We start from the raw sequence: 12898 nt of genomic DNA, 5'->3' as shown, positions 1-12898 counted from the left end.
GGACTCGGGTATCCGCCGCCATTGCGCCGCGCATTGGTCCGTCAGAAAATTTGGCAACGCACGCATTGAAGGAGGGAGTCTGTCCTCCCCCCAAAAAATGCCCGCCGGAAGCCCGGAGGCTTCCGACGGACAGGCTTTCCTCCCCAGGAAAGCTCGGTGAGCGCGGGCCGGGGAACGCCCCGCGCCGAACTGGTGACGCGATTTACGCGGCGAACTGGTTCATGGTATTGTCCTTGCCCGCGGCCTTGAGCGCCGCTTCGCCGGCGAAATATTCCTTATGGTCGTCGCCGATGTCGCTACCGCTCATATTCTGGTGCTTGACGCAGGCGATGCCCTGGCGGATTTCGGCGCGCTGGACGCCCTTCACGTAACCCAGCATCGCTTCGTCGCCGAAATATTCCTTGGCGAGATTGTCCGTGGACAAAGCGGCCGTGTGATAGGTCGGCAGGGTGATCAGGTGGTGGAAGATGCCCGCGCGCTTCGCCGAATCGCGCTGGAAGGTGCGGATCTGGTTGTCGGCTTCGTCGCCGAGTTCCGTGCCGTCATAATCGACGCTCATCAGCCGGGCGCGGTCATAGGCGCCGACGTCCTTGCCGTCCTTCTCCCACGCGTCGAACACCTGCTGGCGGAAGTTCAGCGTCCAGTTGAAGCTGGGCGAATTATTGTACGCGAGCTTCGCATTGGGGACGACTTCGCGGATGCGGTCGACCATGGAGGCGATCTGCTCGATATGCGGCTTTTCGGTCTCGATCCACAGCAGGTCGGCACCGTTCTGAAGGCTGGCTATGCAGTCCATCACGCAGCGGTCCTCGCCGGTTCCGGGACGGAACTGGTAAAGGTTCGAGGGCAGGCGCTTCGGGCGCATCAGCTTGCCGTCGCGGTTGATCAGCACGTCGCCGGGATTGCCCGCGCCGTCGACCTCTTCGCAATCGAGGAAGCTGTTATATTGGTCGCCGAGGTCGCCGGCTTCCTTCGAGAAGGCGATCTGCTTGGTGAGGCCCGCGCCGAGGCTGTCGGTGCGGGTGACGATGATGCCGTCCTCGACGCCCAGTTCCATGAAGGCATAGCGGCAGGCGCGGATCTTCGCGATGAAATCCTCGTGCGGAACGGTGACCTTGCCGTCCTGGTGGCCGCACTGCTTTTCGTCCGAGACCTGGTTTTCGATCTGGAGCGCGCAGGCGCCGGCCTCGATCATCTTCTTGGCGAGCAGATAGGTCGCCTCGGCGTTGCCGAAGCCCGCATCGATGTCGGCGATGATCGGGACGACGTGCGTTTCGTGATTGTCGATCGCGGCCTGAACCTGCTTCGCCTTGAGCTCGTCGCCCTCGGCGCGCGCGGCGTCGAGGTCGCGGAACAAGCCGCCGAGTTCGCGGGCGTCGGCCTGACGCAGGAAGGTGTAGATTTCCTCGATCAGCGCCGGGACGCTGGTCTTTTCGTGCATCGACTGGTCGGGCAGCGGACCGAACTCGCTGCGCAGCGCCGCGATCATCCAACCCGAGAGATAGATGTAACGGCCCTTGACGGTCCCGAAATGCTTCTTGATCGAGATCATCTTCTGCTGCGCGATGAAGCCGTGCCAGCAGCCGAGCGACTGGGTGTAGTTCGCGGGATCGGCGTCATAGGCGGCCATGTCGGCGCGCATGATGCGCGCGGTGTAGCGGGCGACGTCGAGGCCGGTCTTGAACTTGTTCTGGGCGCGCATGCGGGCGATGCTCTCGCCGCTGATGCCGTCCCAGGTGCCGTCATAATCGCGGATGAGGCGGCCTGCCTGCGCCATGTCTTCCTGATAGCCCATGATATCGTCCTTTCGGTGCGGCCAGTCGGGGAGAGCGGCCGGGTGATGGGCAAGATGTGCCGCCACGGGCGCCAAAAGTGAAAAGCTTTGTCAATAGGTTTTGTGAAATATGGCGGTTTGGTGGTAGTGTGCGTGTAAATCAGTAAAGAAAGTTACATTCATGGCCGAGCGGCGGGTGTTTGCAGGGGCGGCGGTGCGGCGGGCGCGGCGCGACGCGGGGATGACGCAGGCGGCGATGGCCGAGGCGCTCGACATTTCGCCGAGCTATCTCAACCTGATCGAGCATGGCCAGCGGCCGCTGAGCGCGACCGTGATCGTGCGGCTGGCCGAGCGTTTCGATTTCGACGCGGCGAAGCTGGGCGGCGAGGAGGTGCCCGGCGGGCTGGCGGGGCTGCGGCGGCGGCTGTCCGATCCGCGGTTCGCCGACCTGGGGATTGCGGCGCAGGAGGTCGAGGAATGGTTGCAGGCGGCGCCCGCGACGGCGGCGGCCTTTGCGCGGCTGTTCGATGCGGCGCCCGAGCCGCGCGGCGAGGCGCAAGAGGAGGCGCCCGAGGTCGCGGCGGTGCGGCGCGCGATCGAGAAATGGCGCAACCATTTCGCCGACCTCGATGCGAAGGCCGAGGAACTGGCCGACGAGCTGCGGCTGGCGGGCGGCGACCTCTATGGCACGATATCGGAACGGCTGCGCACGCGACACCAGCTTGGCATCCGCATCCTGCCGAGCGACGTGATGCCCGACCGGCTGCGCTGGCTCGACTGGCACGCGCGGCAATTGATGCTGAGCGAGCTGCTGCGCCCGGCGTCTCGGACCTTTCAGGCGGCGGCGACGCTGGCGCAGGTCGAGGCGAAGGGCGAGATCGCTGGGCTGGTCGCGGGAGCGGAGTTCGCCGAGCCCGCGGCGGCGCGACTGTTCGAGCGGCATCTGGTGCATTATTTCGCGGCGGCGCTGATGATGCCGTACAGCCGGTTTTTACGCGCGTGCGATGCGACGGGATACGACCTGCTGCTGCTCCAGCGGCGTTTCGGGGCGGGCTATGAGCAGGTCGCGCACCGGCTCACGACCTTGCAGCGCGTCGGCGCGCGCGGGCTGCCCTTCTTCATGCTGCGCGTCGACCGCGCGGGGCAGGGGAGCAAGCGCTATGCCGGGGCGAGCCAGTCGCCGCTGGTCGACGGCGACGCGCGCTGCCCCTTGTGGGGCGTGCACGAGGCGTTTGCGCGGCCGGGCGAAGTGATCGCCGATCTGGTCGAACTGGAGGATGGGTCGCGCTGGTTCACGCAATCGCGATCGGTGGCGGCGCCGGGGGCGAGCGGGAGCGGGACGCCGGCGCGCTTCGCGGTGTGCGTCGGGGTCGATGCGAAGGTCGCCGCGCCGTTGATCGCGGCGCGCGGCATCGACCTGATGCGCGGGCGGGCGACGCCGATCGGTCTCGGGTGCCGCCGCTGCATCCGCACCGGCTGCGTGCAACGCTCGATGCCGCCGCTGGGGCGGCCGCTGCGGTTCAGGGATGGCGAACGCGGGGTGTCGGCGTTCGATTTTGCGGGGGATTAGAGGGAGGCTAGGCGCGAGGAAAGCGACGTACCAGGCCGGTCAGAGTGACGATGCTAAGCGAGGATATGACCCACCCGGAAAACATGATCGCGCTGTCGAAGAAGGCCCCGAGCTGAGAATAGGGCGCTTCCGCCTTGATCGCGAAGCCGCATTCGCGGTGCAAGTCGATGAGCGGAACGAAAGAATCGAACGCATAGAGGAACAGGCCCGAGGCGTTGTCGCCTGAATAGCGGCATCCTTCGGCTATGGCGGACTCGAGTAAATTACGGTCTAGCGGTACCAGAATTCCCGCCCAAGCGTTGACCGCTGTAATGATCCAGCAGGCTGCCAGACCCATGACGAGCGTCGCAAGTGCGCGTCTTGATGAATGACCGTAGCCGAAACGGTTTCCATAGAAATCGCCGATCCACTGTACCAGCTTGCCCTCGATCCGGCGGAAGGTGCGGGCGATCCACCCCGACTCGTCGGGCGTATTGCGTGGCGCGGCGCGCCTCCGCCATTCGATCGTCTGCGAAATCTTGAGGATACGGCTGGCGGCGCGACGGTCGCCGTTGATGAAATAGGCGTGGGCGAAAGTTTCGAGCGGCTGCGGGGAAAAGCTGGGGTGCATTTCGGCATGGCGGAGCAAGGGGACAAGCGCGCCGAGCGGAAATGTCTTCGCCTTTTCCATCCGGTCCTTATCCAGGCCCGAATAGGTGTCGGTGACGTGCCGCGCGAAGGGACGAGCATGTGCACCGATGTCGCAGAAGGAGAGCAGCATTGCCGTGCGCCGCTGCAATTCGAGTACCCGCTCGGCGGTGGTCGACCCATGGCCCGGTTCCGATGTGCCGAGGATTTCGAAATCGATCCCGTCGAGTAGCAGCCGCCATTGATGTTGCGGACCCAGCCCCTTGTCGGTCGTATTCCATGCACTGCCCGCCATGTCATCAAAGGCGCGGCACTTGAGTCCGCGGAAATCGATGTGGCTGGGGCGGAACTCGCGCGGGATCCCGTCCGCCGGGCGGAAGTAGCGAGTGAAAGCCACGTCGATAGCCGATTGCTCGCTCTCCGCTACCGTAACAATTTTGGTTTCCTCGTTACCGACGGGTCCTATGCGCAGAGGGCCGAGATAATATGGTGCGTTGGGGTATGGATTCTCCATTGGGATTGTCGCGTCGCCGAACGGGATCACGCGCGGCGGGCTTTGTGACACGTCGATGATGATGTCGCTGCGGTAGCAGGCATTGCCGGAGCACATGGTCGCTTCGGTGAAGCGCCAATATTTTTTATTGACGCGAGACACCGCGCCAAAATCGACAATCGCAGCGGTCCCCTGTTGCCCGCGGACATGCTCGGAATAAAGTCTCAGGAAATCGCAGGCACTGTGCGGACCGTCGGGTGTCGGGCGGCTTGCGGCCAGCGGAAGGAAGCTTTGCAGACTGCCGTCGATGATGTGGACCGACCCGTTAGCGAACAACGCGTCGAACTCCCAAATTTCCATCCTTTGGGGATGAGATATCCGGTAGGTAACGAGATCTCCGCCGCGTTCGATCTTGCGATGCACATGCTGGCCGAGACGTGTGCGCGGCAGGTCCCGCATCCATTGTTGAGGTCCGCGGCGCCATTCGATGCGGATCTTTTCCAGATGGACGCCGCCCGACACTACGAGTTCGCCGAAATCGAGCAGCGTGGCATGACCCGAGTCGCGGTCGCGGACACGATCGCCGAGCGACAGGACGCCCGCTGCGATTGTCAGGTCGCGGAGATGGACTCCGCCTTCGACACGCGAGCGGCGCAACGAGATCACACCTCCGATCCGCCCGTCGAGGCGAACCAATCCCTGAATTCGCGCGTCGGTGAGGTCGAGTCCCTCCGGATAACGCTGGATTGTCGCGCCCGACAGGTCGAATTCTATGGACCCCGCAAAAGCAAAGCCGTTGCCGATGATGCTGTTGCCGAAAAACAGCGGACCGAAGAAACGGCAATCGGGGGCAATGCGCACACCGTTGCCGACATCGATTTTCCACGCGTCGACCGACGGGCCAAACAGCCGGCGGTCGACGTTGTCGTACTGTTTGCGTTTCGGAACATCGCCGCGCCGCATGATATGGCAGCCGTCGAGAAATTCGAGCTGGCCGCCGACGCGTGCGAGGCGAAGGTCGATCCATCCCATGATGTGATTGACCGGGCCTCCTTCGTCGCGCAGGGATACGGCGCCGACGTCGGCCCATCGGCACCCAGCAAAAACCAGGTCTCCGGCGATGCGCGCTCGCTTCAGGATGACGGAGCCGGCGACGTGCCAGTCCGACGGCCTCTTCCCGTTGCCGCGCTCGAACGGGCGCCAGAGCAGGGTCCCCTCCACCCGCAGCTCTTCGGCGTCGATTGCGGGTACGTGCGGGTTTACGCTTTCGAACTGGGCCTCTTTGATCAGGATCGATCCCGCAACGACCGCTTGATACAGGCTGACACCCCCAACCGCGCTGAAGCCCTTGTCGAAGATCAGACGGCCGCCAATCTGTGCCGAGGAGAGTGAGAGCGCATAGCGGTTCGCCCAATTACCCGATGGCCTGTCTTCGGCGATATCCGGCCAGTCGGGCAGCGGCTGCGCCGACGTGGTCAGTGCCGACGCTATGAGGCGCGATCCCCGCAGATCGACAGGACCAGCGACCCGCGCACCCACAAGCCGGATTTGGGCCCGCGCGCCCGGCGCTGTCGACGCGGCGCGCAGATATTTGAGCTGGAAACTGTTGTCGACGACAACATGGTCCGCGTCGATCTGTTCGATCAGGCAGTTGTCGATCGTGAGACGGGCAAAGTGGCTGCCGCGCAGCACCAGCGGCGCCTTGATCCAGCAGCCTATCAGTGAGAGCGCCGGCAGCGGGTTGGCGTCGGCACTGGCAAGGTCGCCGAGATCGATCACGTCGGTGCCTGCGTCGGGAACGATTGACACGCGGGGACGGGAGGAGCCTGCGATCGTACCGACAATATGAATACCGGCATAGGTCAACGCGCCGCGGCCTGCGGCCTTTTGCAGCAGCATATTGCGAAGCACGCCGGCGGGAACTTCAAGATCGTCGGTCAGAGAAGCCGCAAGAAAGGGCCGGCCCGCAGCGACCGCCTCTTTGAACCGTTTGAGACCCCCGTCCGCTCTCATCGCCACAGAGATTGCCGCGATTGCCCGAAAGTCAAATGACGAAGTCTCGGAGACACCAATATTGTTTCGATATGATACGCTTTTTGCGCTGCTCATGGCAATTCGGTGCCGGGGGCGGCGGGGGCCATGGATGTTTAATGAATCGGTCGGAATGGACGTAAAGCAGGGAAGTCGCTCGCATCAAGGACCAGGGACCGCATGTTGTTTCGCGTCAATCCGGGGGAAGTCCAGATCGGGATGTTCGTCCACGCCTTTGAAGGGCGGTGGATCGATCACCCGTTCTGGCGCAGCCGGTTTCTGGTCGAGACCGCCGAACAGCTCGAGCGGATCCGGGCGTCGGGGGTCGATGCGCTGGTGATCGATCGCAGCCGGAGCCGCATGGCGGCGGACGGCACGCCCGATGCCGCGCTTCCCGAGCGGCGCGTGCGTGACATTCCGCTGCTCGGTCCCGAGCGGCGCAGCGTCTGGCCGGCGGCGCGGGCGATCGCGGCGGCATCGCAGCACATCCGCCAGACGCGCCCCGCCAGCTATGCGCAGGAACGGCGCCGCGCCGAGCGGGTGATCGGCAAGTCGAAGCAGGCGGTCGTCGACATGTTCGAGAGCGCGCGGCTGGGGCGCGCGGTCGAGGTCGCGAAGCTGGCGCCGCTGGCGCGATCGATCGGCGATTCGATCGAGCGCCATTCGCGCGCGCTGCTCGGCCTCGTGCGGCTGAAGCAGAAGGACGAATATACCTATCTCCACTCGGTCGCGGTGTGCGCGCTGATGATCAATTTCGCGCGCCACCTGAAACTCGACGAGGAGGAGGTGCAGCAGCTGGGGGTCGCGGGGCTGCTCCACGATGTCGGCAAGGTCGCGGTTTCGGACGCGGTGCTGCTCAAGCCCGGCTCACTCGACGCCCGCGAGCGCGCGATGGTCGAGCATCATCCGGTCGCCGGACACGCGCTATTGGCGCAGTCGGCGGATATCCCGGCGGCGGCGCTGGAGGTCGCGCTGCACCATCATGAGAAGATCGACGGCACCGGCTATCCCGACCGGCTGGGCGGCGACGCGCTGTCGCTCCACGCGCGGATGGGGGCGATCTGCGACGTTTACGACGCGGTGACGTCGGACCGGCCGTACAAGGCGGCGTGGACGCCGTGCGAGGCGCTGACCGCGATGCGGTCGTGGCCGGGGCATTTCGACGCCGAGCTGCTCGACCGCTTCGCCGACAGCCTGGGCATCTGGCCGGTCGGCACGCTGGTGCGGGTGTCCGACGGGCACCTCGGCATCGTCATGGGCAGCGGCGGCGCGAGCGGCGAGGCGATGATCGTTCGCATCTTCTTCGATTGCGACACGCTGACCGAGGTCGAACCCGCCGATCGCAGCTTTGCCCCATCGGCGCGCGAGCCGCATGTCGTCGGGCGCGACAGCCCCGGGTTCTGGCGCTTCGACGATTGGGATGCCGTGCGCCACCGCGTCGTCGGCGCGATCCTGTCCTAAGGCGCGGCTAAAACCCCGATTTGTCGAAGACATGCCCCTCGGGGTCGAGATCGCGCAGGTCGGCACCGCGCGTCTCGCGGCCGAAGCGCCAGACCAGCAGGAACGACAGCGCCATCGGCACCGCGATCATCAGCGCGCTGGCGGCGAGGGTGGGCACGATCGCGAGGATCGCGAGCGCCTGTGCCAGCACGCCGCCCGCCTTGCTGCACGCCGCGACCCAGCCCGTGGTGCGGCCGCGGATACGCAGCGGGAAGCTTTCGGCGGCATAGGGCAGCAGCATCGCGATGATGCCGTTGCTGCCGATGATCAGCAGTGCGACGGGAAGCACGGGCGAGGCATGGTCGCTGAGCGCCAGCCACAGCACCCCGGCGAGGCCGAGCAGCGAGACGGCGATCGCGGCGAGCAGCGATTTCTTCGCGCTCCACGCGCTGTAGATCCACGCGACGAGGAAGACGGTCGGCAGCGCGATCAGCGCCGAGGCGGCGAGCAGCCGGCTCGACACCTCCATGCTGTAGCCGCGCGCGATCAGTTCGACGGGGAGCCAGAGCAGCAGTCCGAAATTGACGAGGCCCCAGCCGATCGCGGTGAGGCTTAATGCCGCGAGCTTGCCGACGAAGGCGCGGCCGATCGGTGCCGAGGTCGGCCCGCGCGGCGCGGCGGGCTCGTCGGGGGCGATACGGTGCATCGTCGACCCGAATTGCTTCATCACCTTTTGCGCTTCGGCGCGGCGGCCGCGCGCCATCAGGAATTTCGCCGATTCGGGGATGAAGGTGCCGAGAAGCACAAGCATCAACCCGCTCGGCAGGTTGGCGAGCCACAGTATGCGCCAGCTGTAGATCGGTTCGAGCCAGGCGGCGATCAGGCTGGCCGCGGCATAGCCGCCGACCGCGCCCAATCCGCCGACGAGGACCAGGCTCCAGCCGCGGTGGCGGCTCGGCATCATTTCGGCGAGCAGCGCATAGGTGACGGGCAGCATGCCGCCCGCCGCGGCGCCCATCATGAAGCACATGCCGATATTCCACGCGAGCGAGGGCATCGCGCCGCAGATCGAGGTGCCGACGAACATCACTGCCGACAGCAAGATCGACGCCTTGCGGCCATAGATGTCGGCGACCCAGCCCCAGACGAACGAGCCGAGCACGGTGCCGACCAGCGCGACGAACGGCACCAGCGACACCGTCGCGCGCGGCACGCCATATTCGTCGATCATGCCGGGAATGGTGAAGCCGAGGCTGGCGGGTTTCATGATGTCGATGACGAGCGCGATGACGAGCACCCCCATCAACCGCCAATGCGCCCACGACAGCGGCGCGTCCTCGGGCGCCGAGACCGCAATCCGGCTCGACGCCGCGATCTGTTGCGACAGGTTTCGCGGCAGCAGGCCATAGGCGGCGACGGCGATCCCGGCGACGATCAGATACATGCCCGCGATCATGTCGCTGTCCATCGGCATGCCGACCATGCGGAATCCCATGTCGCGGCCCATCCAGAACATCGGCAGGTGGAGAAGGACGCCGATGGTGACGGCGACGACGCCGAGGACAAAGGCCCAGAGGCGCCGGTCGCCGCCGGTCGTGCTGATGGTTTCGCTCAATGAAGGGCTCCCTCTCCCGAAGGGACTTCATTTCACACGAGCGCGAGTCCGGCAATCGGCTTTCGCCGCGTCGACAATCGGCCTTCGCCGCCGCGGCGAACGGGTCAGAAGCGCGCGTTGACGCTGATCCAATAGCTGCGCGCCTTGTCCTTGTTGTTGTAATGATCGATGTAGGTTGGAGTGTAGGCGCCGCCGACCGGATCGCCGAAATCGACGTCATAGGCGCGGAAGTCGCGGTCGAGCAGGTTGTTGACCCGGCCGCTGATCGTCAGATGATCGTTCAGGCGATATTGCGCGCCGAAGTTCAGCACGGTGTAGCTGCTGTAATAGAGATGATCGCCGTTGGTCGCGACGCCGCGATAGCGGCGCGAGCGATGCTCGGTCGACAGCTGCGCCGACAGGCCGTCGAGCGGCTGCCAGTCCAGTGTCGCATTGACCATATGCTTCGCCGACTGGGTCAGCGGCTGGCCCGCCGATGCGCCGGTCTGCTGCTTGCTGTCGGTGTAGGTGTAATTGGCGCGGATCGACAGGCCGGTGAAGACTTCGTAGCGGCCCGCGACCTCGGCCCCCTTGATCCGCGCCTTGTCGACGTTGAACGGAATGCTGATCGTGCGGCCAAGCCCGAGCACCTCCCAATAATCGCCGAGATTGGCGCAGGGGCGCACGAAATTGGTGAGCGCGCACGGTTCGACGATCGTCGTGTCGATCTTGTCCTTGAACTTGTTGTGGAACAGCGTGACGTTGATGCCGCTGCTCGCCGACGGGTTCCAGTAGAGCGCGATCTCGCTGTTGACGCTGGTTTCGGGCTTGAGGTCGGGGTTGCCGATGAAGGGGCTGGTGCCCTGGCCGCCAAAACCGCGGATGCCGTCGTAAAGGTCGGTGGTCTTGGGGGTCTTGTAGCCGGTGCTCACCCCGCCCTTGACCGTCAGCGTCGGGCTGATCGTGTAATTGGCGTAGAGGCGCGGGCTGAAGCGGCCGCCGAACAGATTGTGATTGTCATAGCGGACGCCGCCGGTGATGCTGAAGCCTTCGAACGGGGTCCAGTTGTCCTCGGCGAACAGCGACCAGATGCGGTGGTCCTGCACCGCCTCGACCCCGCCGACCGCGGCCTCGAGGCCGAAGACGCCGTCGTCGAGCGTGCCGTCGATATATTGGCCGCCGACCACGAAATTATGCCGCCCGGCGAGATTTTCGACCGGGATGTCGATGCGGCCGTCGACGGTATATTGCGCGCTTTCCAGGGTGCGGATCGGGCGCGGCAGGAAGGTGCGTTCGGCGAGCGCGCGGCGTTCGGCGGTGGGCATGCCCGCATAGGGACCGGTGCCGCTGAACATCTGTTGCAACAGCAGCCGTTCGGCGACCGAGAAGGGCATGGTGCGGCCCTTGTTGTTCGTCTCGATATAGGCGAACGACAGGAAGGCACGCGCGAAGCCGAAGTCGCCATTATAGGTGCCGGCCCATGACAGGCGGTCGAACACCTGTTCCTGGGTATAGCCGACGCGCGGCTGGACGACGCCGCCGGTGGCGCGCCAGATGCTCTCGATGCCGTCGAGGGTGCCGAGCGGATAGGTGATCACCCCGGTGTCGGGATCGACGATCGGCGTGTTGTCATAGACCTGTTTCGAATAGTCGATGTCGAAGATGAAGCTGTGGTCGGGCGAGGGGGTGAAGGTGAGCGAGCCGCCATAGGCGCGGTTGGTGTTCGCCACCGTCTTGCCGCCGCCACCGAAGCCGAGGCCGCGGACGTGCGAGACGCCGGCGGGATCGACGACGGGCGCGAAATCGGGCTCCGACGGGTAGCGCTTGTAATAGGAACCGCGCAATTTCATCCCGATGATGCCGGGAACGATCGGGCCGCTGAGCGCGGCGTCGAAGGTCATGTCGTCGCCGAAGTCGGTGTCTTCCTGGATGCTGCGGCCAAAGGTCGCCGAGCCGGTCCAGCGGTCGAGCACCTTCTTGGTGATGATGTTGATGACGCCGCCGAGCGCGTCGGCGCCGTAGAGCGTCGAGGCGGGGCCGCGGATGACCTCGATCCGCTCGATCGTGTCGAGCGGTGGGATGTGGTTGAACTGGTTGCCGCCGAAGCTGTTGGGATAGATGTCGCCATGGTTGTTCTGGCGGCGGCCGTCGATCAGGATCAGCGTATAGTCCGACCCCATGCCCCGGATGCTGATCGTGCGCTGGCCGGTCTTGTCGGAGGTTTCGCCGACGTCGACGCCCTCGATATCGCGGACCGCGTCGATCAGGGTGATATAGGGGCGCTGGCGCAGTTCGTCCGCGGTCACCACGGTGATGCTGGCCGGCGCGTCGGTGATCTTCTGCTCATAGCCCGCGGCGGTGACGACGATGTCGCCGCCCGGTGCTTCGCCCTCTTCGGCGAACGCCGCGGCGGGCATGGCGAGAAGCGCGGCGATCGCGACGAGGCTGGCGCTGGACGAAGGAGAGACGAAAGGCGTGTTCATGGTTACCCCCGATAATGCGAATTATTATCATTGACATTCGGAGGGCGAACTGGTGCGGACGGCGTCCTGGGTCAATCGCGAAGACGCCCGCCGGGCGCAGGAGCAACACTTTGTCACAATCGGCCATCATCGACCGGTCTGGGACCCTGCAGGCACCGCAGGCGCCGGCGATACCGCAGCATATCGTCGTCGTCGACGACGATGCCGGGGTGCGGACGCTGTTGTCGCGGATCTTGCGCGAATGCGGTTATGACGTCACCGGCGCCGCCGACGGGGCCGAACTGGAAACCGCGCTCGCCGAGCGGCAGGTCGACCTGGTGCTGCTCGACATCATGCTGCCGGGGGTGAGCGGGCTCGATCTGTGCCGGACGATCCGCGCGCGCAGCGGGGTGCCGATCATCATGATCAGCGCGCGCGGTCAGGAAAGCGACCGGGTGACCGGGCTCGACCTCGGCGCCGACGATTATATCGCCAAGCCGTTCGGGCGGCCCGAGGTGCTGGCGCGGGTGCGCGCGGTGTTGCGGCGCGCGGCGGACACGCATGTCCCGCTCGACATTCCGGCGCCCGAGCGTTTCGATTTCGCCGGCTGGTCCTATCATGGGCGCCGTCGCGAACTGATCGCGCCGTCGGGGGCCGAGGTCGACCTGACCGCCGCCGAGCATGAACTGCTGCTCGCGCTGCTGCGCTATCCGCAGCGGATGATCGGGCGCGAGCGGTTGCTCGAACTGGCGCGCAGCCGGATCGCGACCCCGACCGACCGCAGCATCGACGTGCTGATCAGCCGGCTGCGCCGCAAGCTGGGCGACGGGCGCAAGACGCGCCCGCTGATCCGCACGATCCGCGGCGTCGGTTACATGTTCGCCGCCGACGTCAGCGTCGCTTGACC

7 protein-coding genes are annotated in these 12898 nt (G+C 65.6%); 3 read left to right on the top strand and 4 right to left on the bottom strand.

Features of this window, described 5'->3' with window-relative positions:
- Nucleotides 1–202: 202 nt before the first annotated feature.
- A complete protein-coding gene (locus AC3WS4_RS15530; protein WP_492739353.1) occupies nucleotides 203–1795 on the bottom strand; it encodes an isocitrate lyase in 1593 nt (530 codons plus the stop codon).
- A gap of 160 nt (nucleotides 1796–1955) precedes the next feature.
- Between AC3WS4_RS15530 and AC3WS4_RS15525 the strand changes: the two genes are divergently transcribed.
- Nucleotides 1956–3344 (top strand): helix-turn-helix domain-containing protein, encoded by a 1389-nt coding sequence (locus tag AC3WS4_RS15525; RefSeq protein ID WP_492739354.1) that lies wholly within the window; start codon nucleotides 1956–1958, stop codon nucleotides 3342–3344.
- Nucleotides 3345–3351: 7 nt separating this feature from the next.
- Here AC3WS4_RS15525 and AC3WS4_RS15520 read toward each other — a convergent pair whose 3' ends face one another.
- Nucleotides 3352–6573 (bottom strand): hypothetical protein, encoded by a 3222-nt coding sequence (locus tag AC3WS4_RS15520; RefSeq protein ID WP_492739355.1) that lies wholly within the window; start codon nucleotides 6571–6573, stop codon nucleotides 3352–3354.
- Nucleotides 6574–6675: 102 nt separating this feature from the next.
- Here AC3WS4_RS15520 and AC3WS4_RS15515 point away from each other — a divergent pair, with 102 nt between their 5' ends.
- Entirely contained in the window at nucleotides 6676–7956 is a 1281-nt protein-coding gene (locus AC3WS4_RS15515) for an HD-GYP domain-containing protein (RefSeq protein ID WP_492739357.1), read from the top strand.
- 7 nt (nucleotides 7957–7963) lie between these two features.
- Here the strand turns inward: AC3WS4_RS15515 and AC3WS4_RS15510 are convergent, their stop codons facing one another.
- Together AC3WS4_RS15510 and AC3WS4_RS15505 are read right to left on the bottom strand one after the other, a co-directional pair.
- Nucleotides 7964–9550, bottom strand: coding sequence for an MFS transporter (locus AC3WS4_RS15510; RefSeq protein ID WP_492739358.1), 1587 nt, complete (start codon nucleotides 9548–9550; stop codon nucleotides 7964–7966).
- Nucleotides 9551–9654: 104 nt separating this feature from the next.
- Entirely contained in the window at nucleotides 9655–12012 is a 2358-nt protein-coding gene (locus AC3WS4_RS15505; RefSeq protein WP_492739359.1) for a TonB-dependent receptor domain-containing protein, read from the bottom strand.
- A gap of 146 nt (nucleotides 12013–12158) precedes the next feature.
- Here AC3WS4_RS15505 and AC3WS4_RS15500 point away from each other — a divergent pair, with 146 nt between their 5' ends.
- Entirely contained in the window at nucleotides 12159–12896 is a 738-nt protein-coding gene (locus AC3WS4_RS15500; RefSeq protein ID WP_492739771.1) for a response regulator transcription factor, read from the top strand.
- Nucleotides 12897–12898 lie beyond the last annotated feature (2 nt).

Source organism: Sphingopyxis sp. EU05-FHT14B03 (assembly GCF_058790875.1).
The sequence above is the reverse complement of the archived record's forward strand: the minus strand, read 5'-3'. Positions and strand labels throughout refer to the sequence as shown.

Bases quoted from the DNA above. Each gene is read 5' to 3' on its own strand.
- AC3WS4_RS15525 (WP_492739354.1), top strand. From the start codon at position 1,956: ATGGCCGAGCGGCGGGTGTTTGCAGGGGCGGCGGTGCGGCGGGCGCGG.
- AC3WS4_RS15515 (WP_492739357.1), top strand. From the start codon at position 6,676: ATGTTGTTTCGCGTCAATCCGGGGGAAGTCCAGATCGGGATGTTCGTC.
- AC3WS4_RS15530 (WP_492739353.1), bottom strand. From the start codon at position 1,795: ATGGGCTATCAGGAAGACATGGCGCAGGCAGGCCGCCTCATCCGCGAT.
- AC3WS4_RS15520 (WP_492739355.1), bottom strand. From the start codon at position 6,573: ATGAGCAGCGCAAAAAGCGTATCATATCGAAACAATATTGGTGTCTCC.
- AC3WS4_RS15505 (WP_492739359.1), bottom strand. From the start codon at position 12,012: ATGAACACGCCTTTCGTCTCTCCTTCGTCCAGCGCCAGCCTCGTCGCG.